The organism is Nostoc sp. MS1 (assembly GCF_019976755.1).
GTDB lineage: Bacteria > Cyanobacteriota > Cyanobacteriia > Cyanobacteriales > Nostocaceae > Trichormus.
In genome coordinates, this window is sequence record NZ_AP023441.1 from 458717 (window position 1) to 480986 (window position 22270).

Below are 22270 nucleotides of genomic sequence, written 5' to 3' on the forward strand. Positions count from 1 at the left end.
ATTGAACCGAGATTAGTAGTGAAATGAGATAACTATGGAAACTCGCCCAATTAATCAACAATCTTTTCAGGAAACAGCAATTTGGCAATTTCTCAAAAATTCCATTATTTATTATAGGGGAAACCCAATTGGTACTGTGGCTGCACAAGATCCAGGATTAGCTGTCCTCAACTATGACCAGTGTTTCCTGCGTGATTTTGTTCCTTCTGCTTTTGTTTTTCTCATGAATGGGCAAACAGATATTGTCCGCAACTTCTTAATAGAAACATTGACATTACAAAGCCATGAAAAGCAGATGGATTGCTTCCGACCAGGAGCAGGCTTAATGCCTGCAAGTTTCAAAGTAGAATACAAGGGTAGTGAAGAATATTTAGTGGCTGATTTTGGTGAACAAGCGATCGCCAGAGTTCCACCAGTTGATTCTTGTATGTGGTGGATAATTTTGTTACGGGCTTATGTAACCGCCACAGGTGATTTACCTTTGGTACGTCAACCAGAATTTCAACAGGGAATCAAGTTAATTTTAGATTTGTGCTTGGTACATCGATTTTCCATGTACCCAACTATGTTAGTTCCCGATGGCGCATTTATGATTGACCGCCGTATGGGAGTCTACGAACACCCCCTAGAAATTCAGGTATTACTTTATGCTGCGCTAAGGGCAGCCCGTGAGTTACTTCTACCTGATGGCGATGGTGAACAGTATCTTAAAAAAGTTCATGATAGATTGGGGGCTTTGCAATATCATATCCGTAATTATTACTGGGTGGATTTAAAGAGATTAAGAGAAATTTATCGTTACAAAGGTAATGAATTTGGTAAAGGAGTTGCCAATCAATTTAATATTTTCTCTCAATCAATTCCCAGTTGGGTAATTGAGTGGCTACCTGAAAACGGTGGATATTTAGCTGGAAATTTAGGGCCAGGAAGAATGGATTTTCGCTTTTTCGCCTTGGGAAACTTGATGGCAATTTTGGCAGGGTTAGCCAGTGAAGCAGAATCTCAACATATTATGAATTTGTTTGTTTATCGTTGGGAAGACCTGATTGGATATATGCCAGTGAAAATCTGTTATCCAGCTTTGCAAGGTTTAGAATGGCAGATTGTTACAGGATGTGACCCCAAAAATATTCCTTGGTCTTATCACAATGGGGGAAACTGGCCGGTTTTACTTTGGTTATTTGCTGCTGCGTCCTTAAAAACAGGTAGAGTGGAACTTGCCTATGAGGCGATCGCTATTGCCGAAAGTCGTTTAACTGAGGATAAATTCCCCGAATACTACGATGGTAAAAACGGTCGTCTCATCGGCAAAGAAGCCAGAATTTATCAAACCTGGACGATTGCTGGATTACTAGTAGCAAAACAGTTCTTAGCTAATCCATATCAGGTGGAATTAATTAGTTTTCCTGAGACTTTTATCGGCCCTGGTTGTAGTCTTTAGAGTGTTACTCTATTCGCCTAGCAACACACATTAAAGACATAGCAGCTTCTGGGGAATAATGGGATAGGGTTTTTGTCAAGAGTCAGCTAACAAAGGCTAGTAAGGTTGTTCATTATTAAGTAATAACTAAACTACAAATACGTACAATTAAGCATGTATTGAATAATAATATAAATAACTAATACGCATAAGTTATTTATTCGGGAAATTGATGATCGCGTACTTCCGCAGAGTAATCTTGTACAGCTTGGGTAATGGTCTGGCGTAAATTAGTGTAGACTTTGGCAAATGGTGGTTGCTTCTCAGATAAACCAAGCACATCAGAAGTAACTAAAACCTGCCCGTCGCAATGGGAACCCGCACCAATACCAATTGTGGGAATGCTAATTTTTTGCGTAATTTGCATTGCCAAATCTGCGGGTATATGCTCTAATACCAGAGAAAATGCACCAGCTTGTTCTAAGGCGATCGCTTCATTCAAAATTCTCTCGGCTGTTTCTTGAGTCTTACCCTGTTTTCGCAACCCCAATTGATGAATTGATTGGGGAGTCAAACCTACATGACCCATAACTGGGATACCAGCTTGGACTAAGCGCGTCACAGTCTCTACCATTGCCGGATAGCCACCTTCCAATTTTACAGCCTGAGCGCCCGTTTCCTTTAATACCCGTCCAGCCGAGTGAATTGCCTGGGAAATACTTTCTTGATAAGTCAAAAATGGTAAATCCACCACCACTAAAGCCCGTTGTACACCACGACAAACAGCTTTAGCGTGGTGTAGCATTTCGTCTAAGGTAATTGGCAGCGTTGTTTTGTACCCCAACATCCCCGCCATTGAGTCACCCACAAGGATTAAGTCTACACCAGCAGCATCGAGAATTTGGGCGATCGCATAATCCCACGCAGTCAACGCCACAATTGCGCGTCCTTGTTGTTTCCATTGAATTAATTGCTGGGTAGTGACTGGCATTTTTCTTTAGGGAGTAGGGAGTGGGGAGTGGAGAGTAGGGGGAGATGTAGCTTGCTTCTCTAACGAGACGCTACGCGAACCCGTAGGGTGGGAGACAAGGGAGAGGGGGGAGACAAGGGAGAAATTATTACTCATAACTCAGCACGGGCTAAACGCCCCGCTACCGCTAACAGCACTCATAACTCAGCACTCCTACTCCCTACTCTCTACTCCCCACTCCCTCATTTAACAGCACGACTAAAAGCTAAATGAGGTTGAGCTTTATCCATTTTAGGCATCAACCAAGCCAACCCTTCACTAGTACCAATCCATAATTTACTAGCAACGTCAGGTACAAGAGATAAAACTCGACTAGAAGGAAGTCCCGCGACCTCATCTAATACCGCGCCTGTATTGGGATTTAATCGTAACAAACCATTGTTAGTACCTACCCAAACACTACCATCATTAGCAAAGCGCACGGCTGTGACATTCTTACCTCGTAAACGCGCCACAGACCGTAAAACTATACCAGTTTTTGGGTTAATCACTAGCAAATTATTAGGCATTCCCGCCCAAATTAAACCTTCGGGACTGATAGCTAAAGCTTGTACTGTTGTACCAGGTAAATCGTTAATTCGTTTCATCACCAAAGCACTAGCAGTATTGATACGTACAACCCCATCTAAAGTTCCTACCCAAAGTTGACCATCAGCATCCAAAGTTAGGGTATTAGCACTAACGCCGGGTAAATTTTTAACTGTGGTCATAATTAAACCTTGGTCGGGACTAATTAAAGCTAAACCACTATCAGTTCCTACCCATACATAACCCCGCTTATCAGTTAACAGCGATAGCACTCGTTTAGAAGGTAAAAATAAATTCTGCGCTGTAATTTCATTAGTACGCGGTTCAACACGCATTAATCCTTCGTAAGTTCCTACCCACAGCCGTCCTACTTTATCTTGTGCTAAAGCACCAATTGCGACATTAGGTAAACTTACACGCGCTAAAATCTTACCTGTTTTCGGGTCAATCCGTGATAGCCCCCGCCAAGAACCCACCCAGAGATTACCAGCAAAATCTCCTAGTAAATTACTCACCCGATAATCAGTTTCTACTGTACGTTCTTGTATATCCCGTTCATCGGGTAGGGGGTCTACCCGTGAGGGTGGTGCAGATGCAGGATAAGCAGGCGTGAGTTCTGATGGTTTAATATCAGGGGTTTTTGGTGTTGGCGTATTAGTATCAGCTTCTTGTGCCGTTGCAAGATTAGCTATACCCAGAACACCCATGCTTGGTAAACTGATTAACCCCAGCAATGCAGAAGTAATAAGTAAATTAGTACGCTTGCGAAATAACACCACAACAATAATTCCCTCAAGAGACGATACCTCTAGCCAGTAACAAAACTGACTAAAGATTGATCTCAGTTTTCCCTTACTGACGATTTTTTAAACAAGCGAGAGTAGCTTAAAGGCACTAGATTTTCTCACACCCATTACCAATTACCTGTTCCCGATACAATTATTGATACATTTTGTAAACTAAATTTAACAAAACGTTTAAAACTTTATGTAATAAAAAAAATAAATACATAAGTTAAGAAGTTTCAAAGAATAACTTATGCCATTTGTTGATATATTGTGAGACAAGCTACAAATTACGTGGTGTGCAATTTTTATCTTTCGCTCATCACTCTACTAAATATCCGTCAAGCAAGTTGACTCCTAGCTTGACTCCTGTAAAAAAGGAAAATAGCAAGAGTGCAAACACGGAAATGTGTGAAAAGCAGCCCAATTCCCTAAAAACCCCGAAATATGGGTAAATAATCTCATACTTTCCGTAAAGCGCGAAGGTCGTGATGGGATAAAAACGATTTAGTGGGTGAGAAGAACAAATAAAAGAGAAATTTTAATGATGGGAAGAGGGAAAAGCAAAAGCGCGAATTATGTAACCCTAGATGGGAAAGACACAGGTGAGGAAAATTTCCCAAAAACCAAGTGTTATTTACAGAAAATAGCTAACCTCAACCTAAATGCAACCTCTAACAAAAGATTGTTCCTGTTTTTCTCCTAGCTGATGGGACGTAGAAAAGTGTGACGAAAAAATTGTACCCAAACGTGATTTGATAAGTAATTAAGAGTGACATCTTGGAAGGATAGATATGTCTTACGCTCAAACGAAGACTCAGTCAAAAGCTGGGTATAAAGCCGGGGTTCAAGATTACAGACTAACTTATTACACACCTGATTACACCCCAAAAGATACAGATATTCTGGCAGCGTTCCGTGTTACACCCCAGCCTGGAGTTCCCTTTGAAGAAGCAGCTGCGGCTGTAGCGGCTGAGTCTTCTACTGGTACTTGGACAACCGTATGGACAGACTTGTTAACTGACCTAGATCGTTACAAAGGTCGTTGCTACGATATCGAACCAGTTCCTGGCGAAGACAACCAGTTTATTGCCTACATTGCCTATCCTCTGGATCTCTTTGAAGAAGGCTCCATCACCAACGTTTTAACCTCAATTGTAGGTAACGTATTTGGTTTTAAAGCTTTGCGGGCATTGCGTTTGGAAGACCTCCGCTTCCCTGTTGCTTACATTAAGACCTTCCAAGGCCCTCCTCACGGTATCCAAGTTGAGCGTGACAAATTAAATAAATATGGTCGTCCTTTGTTGGGTTGTACCATCAAACCAAAATTAGGTCTATCTGCTAAGAACTACGGACGCGCTGTGTATGAGTGTTTGCGCGGTGGTTTGGATTTCACCAAAGACGACGAAAACATTAACTCTGCACCATTCCAAAGATGGCGCGATCGCTTCTTGTTTGTAGCTGATGCAATCACCAAAGCTCAAGCAGAAACAGGCGAAATTAAAGGTCACTACCTAAACGTAACCGCTCCTACCTGCGAAGAAATGTTGAAGCGAGCTGAGTACGCTAAAGAACTCAAGCAGCCCATCATCATGCACGACTACCTAACCGCAGGTTTCACAGCTAACACAACCTTGGCTCGTTGGTGTCGTGATAACGGTGTTCTATTGCACATCCACCGCGCGATGCACGCAGTAATCGACCGTCAAAAGAACCACGGTATCCACTTCCGTGTATTGGCAAAAGCGCTACGTCTATCTGGTGGCGACCACATCCACACCGGTACAGTTGTAGGTAAGTTGGAAGGTGAACGTGGTATCACAATGGGCTTCGTTGACCTATTGCGCGAAAACTACGTTGAACAAGACAAGTCTCGCGGTATCTACTTTACCCAAGATTGGGCTTCTCTACCTGGTGTAATGGCAGTTGCTTCCGGTGGTATCCACGTATGGCACATGCCCGCACTAGTGGAAATTTTCGGTGATGACTCCGTACTACAATTCGGTGGTGGTACACTTGGACACCCTTGGGGTAACGCTCCTGGTGCTACTGCTAACCGCGTAGCCTTAGAAGCAGTAGTCCAAGCTCGTAACGAAGGTCGCAACTTGGCTCGTGAAGGTAACGACGTTATCCGCGAAGCTGCTAAGTGGTCTCCTGAATTGGCTGCTGCTTGCGAACTGTGGAAAGAAATCAAGTTCGAGTTTGAGGCAATGGATACCGTCTGATAAAGGCTGGAGGTGTAAGGATGAAGGTTAAATGAAAAATATCTTTCATCCTTACATTCTTTAAACTTCATCCTTTTAAAGGGCTGGGCCAAGCATGAATCTCAAGCAAATTGCGAAAGATACAGCCAAAACTCTCCAAAGCTACCTGACTTATCAGGCACTAAGGACTGTGCTGGCGCAGATAGGCGAAACGAATCCACCGTTGGCGATTTGGCTGCACAATTTTTCCGTCGGCAAAGTTCAAAATGGGGAAACCTTCATTGAAGAACTATTCCGAGAAAAGCCAGATTTGGCATTACGGATTATGACAGTGAGAGAACATATCGCTGAAGAAGTCGCTGATTTCTTACCGGAAATGGTGAAGAGTGGCATTCAGCAAGCCAACATGGAACAACGTCGCCAGCATCTAGAACGTATAACGCAGTTGAGTTTATCTAACCCAAGTCCTGAAATAGACCAGCAGAAATTATCCGATCCTGATTGGGATAACTTAGCCAGTTAGGATTTTCCAAGTCGTCATAATAAAGCAATACCCTATCATCTGCCATGCAAACCTTACCAAAAGAACGTCGTTACGAAACCCTTTCTTACTTACCCCCCCTCACCGACGCTCAAATTGAAAAGCAAGTTCAGTACATTCTGAACCAAGGCTACTTTCCAGCCATCGAGTTCAACGAACAATCTGAACCCACCGAATATTACTGGACTCTGTGGAAGCTACCTCTGTTCAACGCTAAAACCACCCGCGAAGTATTGGCAGAAGTTCAATCTTGCCGTTCTCAATATCCTAGCCACTACATCCGTGTAGTAGGATTTGACAACATCAAACAGTGCCAAATCCTCAGCTTCATCGTTCACAAACCCAGCAGATACTAAAAGCTGATTTGGTTAAATAATTGATCAATAAAGAGAGGTAAATATTTTTACCTCTCTTTTCGTTTTCTAATATAACTACTTAGTTATTCCAAAATCCAAAATGGTATTAACCTTGATGGCGTGGAGCATTGAAGGCTTCCCAGGCAGCTTTGGCAGCATTTTGTACACGTACACTAAAATCTACAAAGTCTTTCATCATCAAATGCCAGTTTTTCTCAGTTTCATCCTTAAATACTGCCCATAAGTATTCTACGCGATCGCTTCCATCTAAATTGAGCTTATCGCCTTCCACACTTCTTCCTCCTTCAATGGTTTCCCGTATCTTACGCACAGCATTTAAGTAAGTTTCGCGGGTGAAAGTTCCAGCCGTTTCCGCTTCAGCTTGAGCGCGTCTTTTGAGCGCTTCAATTAGTGCTTTAGTTTCGCGCTTTACTTCATCGGTTTCACCAACCATTTCCGCTTCAACTATCTCATCAGTTTGAGAGCTAATTTCTACCACTACGGTAGATTGAACAGTTTCTACAGTTTCAATGATTTCAATGTCATTAGTATTCATAGTTGAAATATCCTTTTAGTTATTAGTCATTAGTCCACAGTCAAAAGTCCATAGTCCATAGTCATTAGTCAACAGTCATTAATGTTTTCTCCTTTGCTCCCCTCCTGAGAAGGTTTAGGGGTGGGTTTCTCCCTCATTCCTAACCTCTAACCCCTTGCAGTTGCTCTAACTTGAGCAGTGCTTGAACTCTTTCTTCTGTGGATGGGTGGCTAGAGAACAAGTTGCTTAAAAACTGCCCGGAAATAGGATTGATAATTAATAAAGCTTCAAAAGCGGGGTTAGCATTTAAAGGTAATTGTCGTGCGGTGGCTTCTAATCTTTGTAATGCACGAGCTAAAGCGCGGGGATTACCTGTTAATTTGGCAGAACCAGCATCAGCAGAAAACTCTCTGGTGCGGGAAATGGCTAACTGAATAATGGTGGCGGCTATTGGTGCAAGCAGTACAGTTAATAAAACGCCTAAAGGATTTCCACCTCTTTCGTTATCTCTTCCACCAACTCCGCCGAACCATAGGCTATAACTCACCATCTGCGCCAAAAACGAGATAGCACCAGCAACGGTAGCAGCTACAGCTTGGGTTAAGGTATCGCGGTTAATAATATGTGTCATTTCGTGAGCGATGACACCTTCCAATTCATCTTCTGGCAATATATTTAAAATTCCTTCAGTCACCGCTACAGCCGCGTGTTCTGGATCTCGTCCTGTCGCAAAAGCATTAGCAGTTTGGCCAGGAACAATATAAATTCCCGGCATAGGAATATTAGCCCGTTGCGATAACTTCCGCACCATACGATATAGTCCCGGTGCTTGGCTTTCGCTTACAGGCTGGGCTTGGTAAGCTGCTAGGGCAATCTTATCTGATTGATACCATGAAAGCAGGTTAGTAACTGCTGCCAAACCAATACCAATAATCAAACCGCCACTACCACCAATTACCCAATAACTGATAGCAATTAATAAGCCACTAAGGGCAGCAAGCAAAGCAAGCGTTTTAAATTGATTTCCCATGTTTTCGCTCTCCTGCTAACTTTGTATTATTTTTTTTAATCTTTTCTAGGCAACAATATTAGTTAAGTCGTACTTTGATTGTATCTATCTAAACAGTGATATATCAGGTAGAAATAACGCTCTACCATGAGTACGGTTTTCCGTCTGCAAGTTGCTAATATTGGGTTTATAGAGATAGTTGTTAATTCAATTTTTGGAAAAACTGTATTATTTAATACTATTTTTAAGTAATTTAATTTTCTAAACGCAGAGTGGCGCGGAGGTTCACGCGGAGGGACGCGGAGGTTTAATAGAGGTTTTTTAATGGCAAAATATTGAGATAATTCCTAAATTTCTGGTATTTTGGCTTATTTTAGGAATTAGTTTAATTCAGGTTAATATTTTGGTAAAAAATAATAAAAAAGCAGTAGTAGATAAATAAAATCTTTATTGAATTAGCTTAAGCAATTCCACCATTGACGCGGATATTTTGCCCAGTGATCCAGCGTGCTTCATTACTAGCAAGAAACGCGACTACATCGGCTATTTCTTGCACATCTCCCAATCTACCAAAGGCTGCCATTTGACTAAGGCGATCAATTTGTTCTTGGGTTTTGCCTTCTCGAAACAGTTCTGTATCGGTGGGACCGGGGGAAATGACATTAACTGCAATCCCTTTTGCACCTAATTCTTTTGCTAAGACTCGTGATATCTGTTCTACAGCGCCTTTAGTGGCTACATAAGCACTATAAGTAGGTAGCATCATGGCTGTGGTAGATGACGATATGTTAATAATTCGTCCACCTTCATTCATGTGGATTGCTGCTTGTTGGCAGGCAAAATAAGTTCCTTTAACATTGATTGCATAGATTTTATCAAATTCTTCTTCGGTGACCTGACCAATTGGCTTATACATGGCGGTTCCGGCATTATTTACCAAAATATCCACTCGGCCAAAGTGAGAGATTGTTTTCTCAAAAAGCTGTTGGATGTCAGGTACTTTACTCACATCTGCTTGTATAGCAATAGCCTCTACTCCTAACTTCTCTATCTCTGCAACAACTTCCTTGGCTTTGTCTACATTCCCAGCATAATTAACGACTATGGATAAACCTTTCGCTGCTAATGTAAGAGCGATCGCTCGTCCAATTCCCCGCGAAGCACCAGTAACAATAGCCACTTTTCCTTGATTTGCTGCCATATTAATGAACTCCTAAAAATAAATGGGGAGTGGGGAGAGATGAGGAAGTGGGGGGAGTAGGGGGAGTAGGGGGAGAAATTTTAATTATCTTGTCTCCCTCATCTCCCCCCTCTCTCTTACCTATGACTACTTGAAGGAACCTTATCATCAAGACTAGGTTCTAACGATAAACGCTCAGGGTGACGACGGAAGCGATCGCGGATTTTGCTAATAATGATGTACAGGATGGGAACAACAAACAAACTCAATGCCGTTGAGACAATCATCCCACCCGCAACGGCTGTACCCAAGGATTTCCTACTTGCTGCACCTGCACCTATGGGGTTAATCAATGGCCAAACGCCCAGGATGAAGGATAAGGAAGTCATGAGAATAGGACGCAAGCGTTCTTCTGATGCTTGGATGGCGGCTTTGATAATTGGTAGACCGCGATCGCGTAATTGGTTGGCAAATTCCACAATCAAAATCGCGTTTTTACTAGCCAAACCAATCAACATTACTAAACCAACTTGGCAAAAGACATCATTACTCAAACCACGCGCCCATTGAGCTGCTAACGCACCCAAAATTGCCAAAGGAACTGAGAACATAATAATCATTGGATCAACGTAGTTCTCATATTGAGCCGCCAACACAAGGAAGACGAACAATAGCCCTAATCCAAAAATTAAGGGTGCTTGACCACCAGATTCTTTCTCCTCAGCCGTAATACCCGACCATTCGTAACCCATACTGGCGGGTAAAACTTCTTTGGCCAAATTTTCCATAGCTGTAGTTGCTTGACCAGAACTATAACCAGGAGCAGCCGAACCGTTGATTGTAATTGAGCGATATAAGTTGTAGTGGTTGATTGTTTGCGCCCCTGTTGAGGGAGTAATTTTCACCAGATTGCTCAGGGAAATCATTTGATTATTGGCAGAGCGGACATATAATTTACCGATATCTTCAGGGTTAGCGCGGAATGGCGCATCTGCTTGTACGTATACTCGGTAAGTCCTCTGCTGTAAATTGAAGTCGTTGACATAGCGCGAACCCAAGTAAGATTGCAGAGTATTGAACACATCGTCTACATCAACTTGTAGAGCCTTGGCTTTGTTACGGTCTATGTCAATAAACATTTGGGGTGTATTAGCACTAAATGTACTAAATACAGCCTGTAAACCTGGAGTCTGATTACCACGCATCATGATTTGCCCCATGACTTGCAGCAGGTTATCTAAACCACTGTTACCGGCTCTATCTTGCAGTTGAAATTCAAAACCGCCGAAACTGCCTAAACCGCTAATTGCAGGAGGACTAACTGGAAAAATTCTCGCTTCGGTAATGCTAGAGAAGGTTCCTGCTAGTTTACCAATAATTTCTTGTGCTGATTGTCCTGGGCCTTGGCGTTCATCCCAAGGACGGAGTGTCGTAAAGATTACACCACTGTTGGCACTGTTACCACTAAAGCTAAAGCCACCAATCGCAAAAGTACCGGTTACTTCTGGTAATTTGAGGATTTCCTTCTCTACCTGAGCCATGACTTTGCTCGTATAGTTGAGGGAAACTCCTTCTGGGCCTTGAATAATGGTGATGAAATAACCTTGGTCTTCGTCAGGGATAAATGCTGTAGGTACGCTGACATAGACCCATCCTGTCAATCCTAGCGAGACAAGGAATAATAGGACAACGATCGCTCTAAACCTGACAAGGAAATTGAGCGATCGCTCGTATCCCCGGCGTACCCAATCCAAGAACCTATTCACTTGGTGAAAAATCCAGCCTAGCCAACCGCGCGGTTTCTGTCCTGGACGCAGTAGTAAGGCTGAGAGCGAAGGTGTCAGGGTAATAGCTAAAAAGGTGGAAATGACCATTGAAAAAGCAATGGTTAATGCAAACTGTTTATATATCTGCCCTGTAGTACCTGGGAAAAAGGCAACAGGAACAAACACCGCAATCAACACTAAGGAAGTGGCAATTACTGCCCCAAATAGTTCTCGCATGGACTCAGAGGCCGCCTGACGCGGTGACATCCCCTCGTCCTCAATTAAGCGAGAAATATTTTCCACCACAACGATCGCATCATCCACTACTAACCCTGTGGCTAATGTCAAACCAAACAAGGTCAAGGTATTAATCGAAAATCCAAAAACCTTAATAAAAGCAAAAGTCCCAATTAAGGTTAGAGGAATGGTAATTACAGGAATAAGTGTGGTACGCCAGTCCTGCAAGAAGATAAAAATTACCAAAACAACTAAAACTAAAGCTTCAACTAGTGTCTTGACTACTTCTGCAAGGGATTCTTCTACAAATAGAGTCGTATCAAAAGCTACTTGATACTTCAACCCTGGAGGGAAGCTTTGCGCCAGTCTAGCCATTTCGGCTTTGACTGCTTTGGCGACATCTAGAGCGTTACTTCCTGGGGTAGGGAATATACCTATACCTACACCCTCATTACCTCTAAATCTGAGAAACGAACTATAATTTTCTGCCCCCAATTCTGCCCGACCAACATCCTTGAGTTTGATCAGTGAGCCATTAGCTCCAGTTTTGATCACCATGTCCGCAAACTCTGTTGCGTCCGTGAGTCTACCGCGAGCCTGGAGGTCAATTTGATACATTTGGTCTGGTAGGGACGGCTGCTGCCCAATTTGCCCCACCCCTACCTGGAGGTTTTGTTCGTTGATAGCATCAATCACATCTTGGGCTGTGAGGTTACGGCTGGCTAGGCGATTGGGGTCAAGCCACAAGCGCATCGCATAGCGACGTTCCCCAAAAATCCGCGCTTCAGCCACACCATCAAGCCGTTTAAGGGCATCTACTATATATTGGTCAGCGTAGTTACTTAAAAATACAGTGTCATATTCTTGTTGGTCGGTATACAATCCCATTGCCAACAAGATATTGTTAGACTGTTTGCTGACTGTGACACCAGTACGCTGCACCGTTTCCGGTAACTGAGGTTGAGCTATCGATACACGGTTCTGTACATCGACTGCGGCAATATCTTTGTCCCGTGATGGGTCAAAGGTGATGGTAATTGTACTAGTACCAGAGTTACTACTGCTGGAGGTCATGTACTTCATACCTTGAACGCCGTTAATTTGACGCTCTAAGATACTCGTCACCGTATTTTCGACAACTTCCGCACTAGCACCAACGTAGTTAGCATTGACAATAATTTGCGTTGGACTAATTTCTGGATAGCGATCGGTAGGTAGAGTAGGTATACTGATCGCACCTACCAGCAAAATAATAATGGCGCAGACACTTGTAAATACAGGTCGCCTGATAAAGAAGTCAACAAACATGGAATTTTAGGGAGTGGGGAATGGTGAGTGGGGAGTGGTGAGTGGGTAATGGGTAATGGGAAGAAGATTTCCTTCTCTACCCCTACTCCCTACTCCCCACTCCCTTTTACTAAGATTCAGGAACAATAGGAACGCCATCACGTAGGTTTAGCAGTCCTGACGTAATGATTGTGTCATTGGGCTGTAGTCCTGAGATGACTTGGTAATTATTGCCTCTGATGTCGCCTAGTTGCACTCGCTTTTGCCGCGCTACTAGTTGGGAATTTCCTTGGGGTGATTTTTCCGTTTGTGTTACATAAACAAAAGTTTCCCCCGCTATGCGAGTAACGGCTGTGGTTGGGACTAAAACTCCTGTACGTTGACTCCAAATAATCCTTGCCCGTACTAGTTGGTCTGCTCTTAGTTGACCATTTGTGTTGTTATACAAGGCTTTTACCAGAATGGATTGTGTATCATTACTGGCATTGGGAGCGATGAAAAATACTCTACTATTCCCTATTACTTGACCTTGGGTGTTCATAATCTCTACAGGCATTCCCTGACGTAATTGGGGGCCTCGTTCTAGTGGAACAGAGATATTAACTTCTAGAGGTCGGTTTTGTGTGATGGTTAATAAAGGTGTGGAAGTATTAACAAAATCACCTATTTTGACTGGGATATTACCTACAGTGCCTTCAAAGGGAGCGGTGATTCTGTAATACTGGAGTTGAACTTGTTGTTGTTCGGTGTTGGCTTGGGCTTGTTGTATGGATTTTTGTGCCTGAGCTATAGTAGCTCTTTGGGCTTGAATTCTAGATTCTATGGCGTTGAGATTCGCTTTAGCTGTGGCTAATCTGTTAGCATACTGCTCTTTGGTTTGTCTAGATACTGCCCCTTGATCAGCCAAGCTGGTATACCTGTCGTAATCCTGCTGATTTAATTGCACATCAGCAACATTGGATAATCTTTCCGCTTCTAAAGATTTCAGGGTAGCTTGAGCATTTAATAATTCCGCTTGGGCTGCTTGGGTTGCAGCATTATTACCGGTGACGGCTGCTTGTTGCTGTCTAGGGTCGATTTGAATGACGGCTGCACCAGATGCGATCGCATCTCCAGATCGCACAAATATCTGGCTAACTTGCCCCTGTACTCTCGGCTGGAGCGTTACAGAACGCCGAGACTCTAAAGTAGCAACAAAATCTGTACTTTCTTCTATAGTGCCGACTTGTATCGGTGATGTCTTGACTCTTACCCCTGGCGGTTGAGCATTAGCATTAGGAGGTGGGCTTGCTGGAGTAAGTAACCGCCAAGCTATAGCTGCTCCACCCCCTAATATTAAGATGGCAGCTAACAATAACCAAGGCCACCGTTGTTGCTTAGGAGGTAACTCACGGGATACCTGGGGAATACTGTCCTGAAAATCAGTTTGAGGCTCAGGGGATGACATGGCTTACAGCGAACCTTAGAGCTAATTTTTTAAATAAAACAAGGATTGATATGTTGGCGCTAAAAACTATTAATTTTGCATGAAGTCACAGAAAAAATTTTGTGTTAGCTCATCCAAAATATACTCTTTTTATGATTTCGCCAATCTACCTTAAGGTGGGTGATTAAATCTAGGTTACAAATATTGAGTAGGTATTGTCTTTTCCATTATTGCGGAAATTATTCTAATCTTGCGGTCATTTTGTAATGTTCTAGTTAATCACTAATATAAAACCATACTGAGATTTTGTAAAAAATAAATTTACTAACTATATATTAGTCATGAAAAATTATTTGATGAGTTAGAAAAAATCTTGAGATAAATCAGAAAAAGTCATTTTTTTATAACAAACAAATGAGGAATGTCATTGATCATTAGTCATTAGTCATTAGTTTTTCTCCTCATCTCCCTCATCTCCCCCTACTCCTTCATCTCCCCCCACTCCCCACTTCCTGCAACAACATCTCCTCGAAAACCTTAGAAAGTCCAGTTTGAAAACGTTGACGATGTTTGAGTTTGTAGAATGGGCGAATAATTTGGGCGTTAATATTCTTCTCGTTTCTGTCATCTATCACACGAATTGCCCGTAGAGTTCCTAATTGAATTTCTTTTTGTACCATCAATTCGGAAATACCAATTGCACCTACACCTGATTCAATGGCAGCCTTGGTCATTTCTCCACTATTGAATACTAAAATGACGTTCAATTCGCTTAAGTTAATCCCCCAATTTTGTAAAGCTTCTTCAAAGCGCTGTTGCGTTCCAGAACCAGGTTCTCGCATTACCCAAGGAGTTTGAGTTAGTTCGCCGATTTCTATTTCTTGTTTTTCAAACCAAGGATGATTTTTGCCGACGACAATTTGTAGGCGATCGCTACCAATAATTTCGTATTCTAGATTATTCTGTAATTCTGCTTTAACATCACCTTCCACCAAACCCAAATCAAACTGTCCCATTGCTGTACCCACAGAAATAGTCTCTGCATTAGCTAGAGTACAGTTAACCGTAATACCTGGGTATTTACTTTTAAATTCACTAATCTTACTCGGTAGCCAATAGTTACCAATGGTGAGGCTTGACCCTAATTTCAATTCTCCTCGTTGCAGATTATTCAATTCTCGTAATCCCCGTTCAGTTAGCCTCACTTGGTCGAGAATTTTCTTTGCTTCTATTTGTAATAACTTCCCCGCCTCCGCAATTTCGATGTGGCGACCAATACGGTGAAACAGTTTCACCCCGTATTCCTGCTCTAAGTTATGAATTGCAGCACTAACGGCGGGTTGAGTAATATAAAGCTCCTCTGCTGCACGGGTAAAGTGTAAATGTTCTGCAACGGCGAGAAAGATTTTTAGCTGTTCAAGTGTCATTCCTGCCATTTTGTATATCTCTAAAACCTGTTGTCAAAAAGCTTCCTACGGAACACTATGCGAATAATTAGTTTAAAACTTGGATTTTGATGAATTTAGAAGATTGTATCCTTTACTACTTTTGTCGAAACTTATAACTTGTATTTATCATTTTGACAAAGAAAAGCATTTGCTCCTATCGATTAGGTTGTCTAAAGTATAAATCAATCCAGCTTGAGACACCAGCCTTTAGTAATAAAGACAAATTTTATCTGTCTTAACTAGAATGTCATGCTGAAAAATAACACTTTCTGAATTAGAAATAAAGGATATCCATACAATGAACAGATAAATTGATTGTTATAGAAACTTAACTTTTAATTCTTTTAGCTGTGATTACTAGTGAGCTATTTTTGTGGATTTTTAATATGAATAATCAGCTATCACATAGAGAGCGTAAGAGTTGGTAATTAGTAATAAGCGCAGTTCAAATAGATAAGCACTAATAAATACACACACAATTAATGCACCTACGCAAAAGCTTATGGTTCAATACATTGGGATTTTATCTCGATAGGTGAACAGTAAAATCCAGGGATATATTTTAGATTTTTTAGTTTGGCTATTTTTAAATTACTGCATTCATCGTACTTGTTTTACAAACATATCTGCATTAAAATAAAACTTGCAAAATGAGTAAACAAAATAAATATTTCTTGAGAGCGCGAGTATCTAACCCGTGGCAGATTATTTGGAAAGATATTTGCCGTTATTCTGCTGTTTTGGGAAGGAAAGCCTCCTTGATTATCAGGGAATTATTGATGTTATTAAAGCCAAAAAATACAGAAGAACTAGAAGAGAAAAAAAAGGCGGCAAGATTAAATCCGTCAAGAGTACGTGATCATTTAGCAAACGAACGTACTTACTTAGCTTGGATGCGAACAGGGATAGCCCTTTTAGGTTTTGGTGTTGTGATTGTGCGTTTACGTGCTTTTCAACCACCCCTAGTCCCTCGTCCTGGTAATGGCTGGAAATTAGGTTTAGTTTTTTCTTTGGTAGGTTTACTCACTGTGTGGTTATCAACAGGGCATTATTTTACTGTGCGTCGTGATATCGAGGAAGACACTTACGAACCGGCAGACCGTTGGATAATTCTTTTTAGCCTAGCTGTGATGCTTTTGGGTGCTGGGGTTGTTTATTTTGTGTTTACAAGTCCTTTAGATCCCCTCAGTCCCGTTATCCCGGAGTAATTATAAAGTCAGTTGTCAGTTGTCCATTGTCATTGGTCAATAGTCCATAGTCCATAGTCAAAAGGTAGGATTCAGTTGACAGGAGGCAGAATTTTTGATTTTTGATTTTTGAATTGATTTCTCCCTCTCCCCCGTCTCCCTACTTTCCGCAAAAGGAAGTAGGGAGTTTTCTAATTGACTTCGTACTTATTACTTATTTACGCTTATAGCCCTACTTTCAGAGTTAACATTACGATACAGATGTATCCTCTGGAGCATTGTGACACGTAATAATAATATATTCTTGCTGCTTTTAACGCTTTGTTGCCTTCTTCGCCAACGATGATTATGGTTGAATTTGATGAACAGCTACGCTGCTTAGTTACCCAAGCCTGTGGACATCCACCCGGAAGCCCTCAGCGTCAAAAGCTGCTCACGCAAATTATTCGCTTGACTTCCCGTAAACTTTGGAGAGAAAACACCTCATACTATCAAGACGCACTGCAACAAACTTGGTTGTATTTTTGTCGCAATGTTTGTGAAGGTTTGACAGGACAGAAGTATGATCCTACCTATGGTAGTGTGATTACCTGGTTAAACGCCTATTTAAAGCGCAGGTTACAAGACTTTTACCTCAACCAGAACAAAGAACAAGCGACAACAGTACCTTTAAGAGTCCGCCAATCTAAATCAGGTGACAGTAGTGAAGTTATTGATCCTGTAGAAAATTTGGCTGCTGCGCCCGAAGCACCACCAATTTTGGAGGAGTTGGAAACTTGGGTAAATACAGACTCAAGTGGAGAACTACGCGGGACTCATGTTAAAGGCCGTCCTGATGTAAACTGTCAGGTACTAATCCTCAAACGCTTACCCCCTGAAGTGAGTTGGAAAGACTTGTCTGAGCAATTTGGACTACCTATTCCCACCTTGAGTAGTTTCTATCAACGTCAGTGTTTACCACGGTTAAAGAAATTTGCTGAGTCAGAAGGTTTAATTTAAAAATTAACTAATAAATCTTGGCGGCAAATAAATAAGTGTAGAGATTCACAAATATACGTCCCTATATAAATCTATTTGTCGCCTTTTTTTTAATGGCTATTCTGGTTTCAATTTACTGAAATGAAGTATATATAGCAGATTGCGATCGCCAATGGCGGGGCGTAGCCCATCGCGCCAATATAGTCACAGATAGGGAGAATCAGCGTAAAATTTATATAAGGTCAAATAGCATAATCAATTATGAATATCCACATTCGGCCGGAACTAGAAAAAATTATCCAAGCGCAAATTGCAACTGGTAGATATGATACTGCTGAAAATGTAATTAGTAAAGCTTTAAAGTTACTTTTAGAGTGGGATAAAGGTTATCAAGAGTGGGTAAATGAAACAAAGGAAAAAGTTGATATTGCTATTAAGCAATTGGATAGAGGGGAAGGTATTGATGGAGAGGTTGTAATTGAACAGTTACGAAATAAGTTGCGTCAAGCCAGAGAAACGCAAGGATGACAATATATATTATCTTACCTGAAGCCAGTAGAGATTTAGTAGAAATTATTGATTATTTTGACAATTCACACTCATTCAGGCTTGATATCGAATTCATCATCTTTTCCAATTTCCGTAAAATCTTGAATTAAAGCAAAAAGTTCTTCTGTTTTTTGTAGCATTGGAGAATTGGTTTGTTTATCAATATCTCTCAGCTTTTCAATATTATTAAACAAAGTTTTATCAAAATACCATGCCTTTGTTCTTGCACTTGCAAATAGCCTCTGCCTAATTTTGAGTTTACTCTTATCTTCAATTAACTGCTGGATATATTGAAGTGTATTTTCAGCTATTTTGAGAGCTTGGTTATGTTCTATTACTACAGGACGTTTTCTAGCTTTACGATTACGAAGACGTTTTTGTTTGCCTTCAATCTGCTCTTTTAACGCCTGAATTATTTGTTCAGCCTGTTCTTTCTTTTTTTCGTTCATCTCATGTATTCTCTGCTTTCTAAGTTCAGAAATACTTAGAGATTTCCTCTCAGGATATTTTTCCAGATAAACCGCTATGGCTTGTTCTTGATATTGCTTTATGTTATTGTCTATTTTAAAAGTATTGGCAAATAACTCAACTAACAATTGTACAGTTTCTTTATTTTGAGCAGCCCATATATAAAGCGGACTACTTTGTATGTACTTACGTATAATATGTGACCTATTTTCTCGACGGCTTTGATAATAGGCTTTCTTATTTTCTCTCTCTTCTGGTGAATCTTTACCAGCCCTTTCTATAAATTTATTTTCCAAGTCATACAATTTATCATCATGGATACTAATTTTTTCTATTTTCTCTTGAGCGTAGTTCCCTAAATTACCTGTATCTAAAGCTTTTTCTATTCCGATAAAACTACTTTTAACTTGTATAGGGAAATAGCAATCATTCCATTGAATGATTACATCCCATCGTAAACCAACATCTGCAACACTATCAGATGGAGTTTGAGCGGCAGTAATTCCAGGAAGTGCATTCAAGGCACAACAAATAACATCAACTGTTTTTTGTCCATGTTGATGATTCTTACTTGTTACCGAATAGCCTCCAAGAAATTCGTTACACATACTCCCAACAAATTCGGGAGATTGAGAATAGCATTTACCTCTGACACCATACAAATTGCGATCAATTCTACCAGAAAGCAGGAAACGGTTTTTATCATCTTGATATAATTCTAGACACCCAGCACTTTTTGAAAGTTTTATAAGACTCGGAATAAGTGATTCACTGTCTAATTTAGATTCTTTTATTTTTTGGTGCTGCAAGAAAACAAAACCTGGCTCTAAAAGCAATTTTCGTTGTTCTTTTGTAAGTGACTGCCACCATTGATTAATAGCATTACCATCAGTGATACCATTTTGCCATTCTAAGATTACATCGTGTGGAATAGAAATTTCTAAGTTATGTTTCATAAGCTAGACAATTGGTTCAATTATTTTATACTACACAGCCAATTAAATAATGTCATATAATTAGGTTTGCTTTCCAAGGTAACAACTTGATGCTTAGGTTCTATCTGTAATGCTGTCTTTGGTATTGAGGAAGTCTTATATTTATCTATTCCTAATTCTTCACGACAGCATTCATCTGGAAACTGTACTGCTGTATATCCACCAATATTTTGAATGGCTTTCAGTCCATTTGCACCATCTCCATATAGTCCACAAAGAAGTAAAGCTGCTATTTTTGGTTTGCTCTTACTAGCAGCAACTTCATCCATTAATTTGTCTATGCAAGGCATATCTCTATACATTACTCTTTCTGGGGGGTGATCCTGTGCTGTTGCTTTTAATCGAGATATGTTTGCGCCAGTAGGCAGTGGGAAATTATGCAAATATTGATCATCAATATTACCCAGATCACGAGCGGTCATTTGCCGCTTTGTACCAGAAGCATCAAATGGGTTATTATTAAACCATTCCTCAACTGATTTTTTTGAGCTTTCCACATGGAGTTTTAATTGATATGTATCACCAATAAAACTTGTGGAAAGATATTCTTTCTGTACAGGCAGTCCAGGTATATCCAGTCCAGGATCAGGTAGTACATAAATACATCCTGTTTGAACTGTAAATTGCCCAGGAGTAAAAATAAAGGAAAATTGTGGCTCAAATTCAGGTAAATAAAAATCTAACTTGATTTTAGATTTAAAGTCATCTGGGTTAATTGGTGTTCTGTCCGTTTTATTAAAACCTCTTAGCTTAAAATATTGATGAATTGCAATAATTACTGCCCATTCATCTAAAAATTTGCTATCCATCAATGCTTTACTAATTTTTTGAGGCGTATTTTTGTTAAAAGTAGAACCGCCAATAATAAGGATTTTCCTAGCTGGCTTCATTTTTATAATTGACCCTGTTCTTAAAATTGTTGATAATTGCTATATATCAAACTAAAAAAGGGATAAGCAAAATGCTTATCCCTAAACAATTAACTAATTAATTGATCAAGTTCCACTAGTCCAGGAATTGATGTATTCAATTTGGTCTGGTGTGAGGGTGTCGATGTAAATACCCAAGGCTTGCAACTTCAAGCGGGCAATTTCTTGGTCAACTTCAGTAGGAACTGAATGTAAACCGGGTTCTAACTTACCTTTGTTCTTCACTAGGTATTCTACTGCTAAGGCTTGGTTCGCAAAGCTCATATCCATTACGGCGCTTGGGTGTCCTTCGGCGGCTGCTAGGTTAATCAAGCGTCCTTCACCCAAAACGATGACTGATTTACCACTGTTGAGGCGATACTCTTCAGTAAAGGGGCGTACTTGCTTGATTTCTTTGGCTTGACTTGCCAAGTATTTCAGGTCAAGTTCAATATCAAAGTGACCGGAGTTACAAACGATCGCACCATCTTTCATCGCGTCAAAATGTTCACCACGAATGACGTGCTTGTTACCAGTCACGGTAATGAACAAGTCACCTTGGGTTGCAGCTTCAGCCATTGGTAATACGCGGAAGCCATCCATTACTGCTTCAATAGCTTTGATGGGGTCGATTTCGGTAACTATGACGTTAGAACCAAGACCACGGGCGCGGAGGGCTGTACCTTTACCACACCAGCCGTAACCAACTACAACTACAGTTTTACCAGCTAGGAGGATATTTGTAGCGCGGATAATCCCGTCTAAGGTGGATTGACCTGTACCGTAGCGGTTATCAAAGAAGTGCTTGGTGTCAGCGTCGTTAACGTTGACGGCGGGGAAGGTGAGAACGCCATCTTTAAACATGGCTCTGAGACGGACGATACCTGTGGTGGTTTCTTCGGTAGTCCCAATTAAGTCAGCAATCTGGTGTTGACGTTCTTTTACCAGGGTTGCTACCACGTCGCTACCATCGTCGATGATCACGTTGGGGCGATGGTCTAAAGCGATTTGCACGTGACGGTTATAGGTTTCCGCATCTTCGCCTTTTTGCGCGAATACGGGAATTTCATGGTCTAAGACGAGGCTGGCTGCTACGTCGTCTTGTGTGGATAGGGGGTTACTCGCAATTAACAGCGCGTCTGCACCACCAGCTTTGAGCGCGATCGCCAAATGTGCTGTTTCTGTGGTGATGTGGGCGCAAGCTACAAGACGCAAGCCAACAAAGGGCTTTTCTTGAGCAAAGCGATCGCGGATTTGCCGTAATACTGGCATTTCCCGTCCAGCCCATTCAATACGCTGTCTTCCCAAGGGAGCGAGGGCGAGGTCTTTAACCTCGTGCTTTAATCGGGGAGAAGTTGCGGTCATTAAATATACCTCTAAAAAGTCAAACGAGTTACGTAATTGCTTACGCACTCTACTAGATTATTCCATGA

The 22270-nt window shown here is 41.2% G+C and carries 18 protein-coding genes; 7 read left to right on the forward strand and 11 right to left on the reverse strand.

Annotated features, from left to right (window positions below):
• Nucleotides 1-34 precede the first annotated feature (34 nt).
• Nucleotides 35-1441: a glycoside hydrolase 100 family protein gene (locus tag NSMS1_RS01925; RefSeq protein WP_224090488.1), complete on the forward strand. Its 1407-nt coding sequence runs from the start codon at nt 35-37 to the stop codon at nt 1439-1441.
• Nucleotides 1442-1637: 196 nt separating this feature from the next.
• On the opposite strand, the gene panB is transcribed toward NSMS1_RS01925, so the two are convergent.
• Both panB and NSMS1_RS01935 read right to left on the reverse strand, forming a co-directional pair.
• A complete protein-coding gene (gene panB / locus NSMS1_RS01930) occupies nt 1638-2411 on the reverse strand; it encodes a 3-methyl-2-oxobutanoate hydroxymethyltransferase (RefSeq protein ID WP_224090490.1) in 774 nt (257 codons plus the stop codon).
• 221 nt (nt 2412-2632) lie between these two features.
• Nucleotides 2633-3757: a two-component regulator propeller domain-containing protein gene (locus NSMS1_RS01935; RefSeq protein ID WP_224090491.1), complete on the reverse strand. Its 1125-nt coding sequence runs from the start codon at nt 3755-3757 to the stop codon at nt 2633-2635.
• Nucleotides 3758-4557: 800 nt separating this feature from the next.
• Between NSMS1_RS01935 and NSMS1_RS01940 the strand changes: the two genes are divergently transcribed.
• From NSMS1_RS01940 to NSMS1_RS01950, 3 genes are all read left to right on the forward strand, one after another.
• Nucleotides 4558-5988, forward strand: a complete 1431-nt coding sequence (locus NSMS1_RS01940) for a form I ribulose bisphosphate carboxylase large subunit (protein WP_224090494.1) — start codon at nt 4558-4560, stop codon at nt 5986-5988.
• A gap of 94 nt (nt 5989-6082) precedes the next feature.
• Nucleotides 6083-6490: a RuBisCO chaperone RbcX gene (gene rcbX, locus NSMS1_RS01945; RefSeq protein WP_067767069.1), complete on the forward strand. Its 408-nt coding sequence runs from the start codon at nt 6083-6085 to the stop codon at nt 6488-6490.
• 44 nt (nt 6491-6534) lie between these two features.
• Nucleotides 6535-6864: a ribulose bisphosphate carboxylase small subunit gene (locus tag NSMS1_RS01950; protein WP_190467618.1), complete on the forward strand. Its 330-nt coding sequence runs from the start codon at nt 6535-6537 to the stop codon at nt 6862-6864.
• A gap of 106 nt (nt 6865-6970) precedes the next feature.
• On the opposite strand, the gene NSMS1_RS01955 is transcribed toward NSMS1_RS01950, so the two are convergent.
• The 6 genes from NSMS1_RS01955 to NSMS1_RS01980 all read right to left on the reverse strand — a co-directional run bounded on the left by NSMS1_RS01955 (nt 6971) and on the right by NSMS1_RS01980 (nt 15740).
• A complete protein-coding gene (locus NSMS1_RS01955) occupies nt 6971-7420 on the reverse strand; it encodes a hypothetical protein (protein WP_224090495.1) in 450 nt (149 codons plus the stop codon).
• 139 nt (nt 7421-7559) lie between these two features.
• The gene (locus NSMS1_RS01960; protein ID WP_224090497.1) at nt 7560-8429 is read right to left on the reverse strand and encodes a zinc metalloprotease HtpX; all 870 of its coding nucleotides are present in this window, start codon (nt 8427-8429) and stop codon (nt 7560-7562) included.
• A 439-nt stretch (nt 8430-8868) separates the two neighbouring features.
• Nucleotides 8869-9609: an SDR family oxidoreductase gene (locus NSMS1_RS01965; protein WP_224090498.1), complete on the reverse strand. Its 741-nt coding sequence runs from the start codon at nt 9607-9609 to the stop codon at nt 8869-8871.
• Nucleotides 9610-9725: 116 nt separating this feature from the next.
• A complete protein-coding gene (locus NSMS1_RS01970; protein ID WP_224090499.1) occupies nt 9726-12899 on the reverse strand; it encodes an efflux RND transporter permease subunit in 3174 nt (1057 codons plus the stop codon).
• 109 nt (nt 12900-13008) lie between these two features.
• Entirely contained in the window at nt 13009-14325 is a 1317-nt protein-coding gene (locus tag NSMS1_RS01975; RefSeq protein ID WP_224090500.1) for an efflux RND transporter periplasmic adaptor subunit, read from the reverse strand.
• 467 nt (nt 14326-14792) lie between these two features.
• Entirely contained in the window at nt 14793-15740 is a 948-nt protein-coding gene (locus NSMS1_RS01980; RefSeq protein ID WP_224090501.1) for a LysR substrate-binding domain-containing protein, read from the reverse strand.
• Between the two features lie 662 nt (nt 15741-16402).
• Between NSMS1_RS01980 and NSMS1_RS01985 the strand changes: the two genes are divergently transcribed.
• From NSMS1_RS01985 to NSMS1_RS01995, 3 genes are all read left to right on the forward strand, one after another.
• Entirely contained in the window at nt 16403-16960 is a 558-nt protein-coding gene (locus tag NSMS1_RS01985) for a YidH family protein (RefSeq protein ID WP_317986569.1), read from the forward strand.
• A gap of 327 nt (nt 16961-17287) precedes the next feature.
• Nucleotides 17288-17938: a sigma-70 family RNA polymerase sigma factor gene (locus tag NSMS1_RS01990; RefSeq protein ID WP_224090502.1), complete on the forward strand. Its 651-nt coding sequence runs from the start codon at nt 17288-17290 to the stop codon at nt 17936-17938.
• 240 nt (nt 17939-18178) lie between these two features.
• Nucleotides 18179-18445 carry a type II toxin-antitoxin system ParD family antitoxin gene (locus NSMS1_RS01995; protein WP_224090503.1) on the forward strand — a complete coding sequence of 89 codons (267 nt, stop codon included), beginning with the start codon at nt 18179-18181 and terminating at the stop codon, nt 18443-18445.
• Between the two features lie 71 nt (nt 18446-18516).
• On the opposite strand, the gene NSMS1_RS02000 is transcribed toward NSMS1_RS01995, so the two are convergent.
• The 3 genes from NSMS1_RS02000 to ahcY form a co-directional block, all read right to left on the reverse strand.
• Nucleotides 18517-19890 (reverse strand): hypothetical protein, encoded by a 1374-nt coding sequence (locus NSMS1_RS02000; RefSeq protein ID WP_224090505.1) that lies wholly within the window; start codon nt 19888-19890, stop codon nt 18517-18519.
• A 20-nt stretch (nt 19891-19910) separates the two neighbouring features.
• Nucleotides 19911-20819, reverse strand: coding sequence for a chemotaxis protein CheB (locus NSMS1_RS02005; RefSeq protein ID WP_224090506.1), 909 nt, complete (start codon nt 20817-20819; stop codon nt 19911-19913).
• A 105-nt stretch (nt 20820-20924) separates the two neighbouring features.
• Nucleotides 20925-22202, reverse strand: a complete 1278-nt coding sequence (gene ahcY, locus NSMS1_RS02010; protein ID WP_224090507.1) for an adenosylhomocysteinase — start codon at nt 22200-22202, stop codon at nt 20925-20927.
• Nucleotides 22203-22270 lie beyond the last annotated feature (68 nt).

Excerpts from the sequence above, each read along its gene's own strand:
- NSMS1_RS01925 (WP_224090488.1), top strand. The coding sequence starts at position 35 with ATGGAAACTCGCCCAATTAATCAACAATCTTTTCAGGAAACAGCAATT.
- panB (WP_224090490.1), bottom strand. The coding sequence starts at position 2,411 with ATGCCAGTCACTACCCAGCAATTAATTCAATGGAAACAACAAGGACGC.
- NSMS1_RS01940 (WP_224090494.1), top strand. The coding sequence starts at position 4,558 with ATGTCTTACGCTCAAACGAAGACTCAGTCAAAAGCTGGGTATAAAGCC.
- rcbX (WP_067767069.1), top strand. The coding sequence starts at position 6,083 with ATGAATCTCAAGCAAATTGCGAAAGATACAGCCAAAACTCTCCAAAGC.
- NSMS1_RS01950 (WP_190467618.1), top strand. The coding sequence starts at position 6,535 with ATGCAAACCTTACCAAAAGAACGTCGTTACGAAACCCTTTCTTACTTA.
- NSMS1_RS01955 (WP_224090495.1), bottom strand. The coding sequence starts at position 7,420 with ATGAATACTAATGACATTGAAATCATTGAAACTGTAGAAACTGTTCAA.
- NSMS1_RS01960 (WP_224090497.1), bottom strand. The coding sequence starts at position 8,429 with ATGGGAAATCAATTTAAAACGCTTGCTTTGCTTGCTGCCCTTAGTGGC.
- NSMS1_RS01965 (WP_224090498.1), bottom strand. The coding sequence starts at position 9,609 with ATGGCAGCAAATCAAGGAAAAGTGGCTATTGTTACTGGTGCTTCGCGG.
- NSMS1_RS01970 (WP_224090499.1), bottom strand. The coding sequence starts at position 12,899 with ATGTTTGTTGACTTCTTTATCAGGCGACCTGTATTTACAAGTGTCTGC.
- NSMS1_RS01975 (WP_224090500.1), bottom strand. The coding sequence starts at position 14,325 with ATGTCATCCCCTGAGCCTCAAACTGATTTTCAGGACAGTATTCCCCAG.
- NSMS1_RS01980 (WP_224090501.1), bottom strand. The coding sequence starts at position 15,740 with ATGGCAGGAATGACACTTGAACAGCTAAAAATCTTTCTCGCCGTTGCA.
- NSMS1_RS01985 (WP_317986569.1), top strand. The coding sequence starts at position 16,403 with ATGAGTAAACAAAATAAATATTTCTTGAGAGCGCGAGTATCTAACCCG.
- NSMS1_RS01990 (WP_224090502.1), top strand. The coding sequence starts at position 17,288 with ATGGTTGAATTTGATGAACAGCTACGCTGCTTAGTTACCCAAGCCTGT.
- NSMS1_RS01995 (WP_224090503.1), top strand. The coding sequence starts at position 18,179 with ATGAATATCCACATTCGGCCGGAACTAGAAAAAATTATCCAAGCGCAA.
- NSMS1_RS02000 (WP_224090505.1), bottom strand. The coding sequence starts at position 19,890 with ATGAAACATAACTTAGAAATTTCTATTCCACACGATGTAATCTTAGAA.
- NSMS1_RS02005 (WP_224090506.1), bottom strand. The coding sequence starts at position 20,819 with ATGAAGCCAGCTAGGAAAATCCTTATTATTGGCGGTTCTACTTTTAAC.
- ahcY (WP_224090507.1), bottom strand. The coding sequence starts at position 22,202 with ATGACCGCAACTTCTCCCCGATTAAAGCACGAGGTTAAAGACCTCGCC.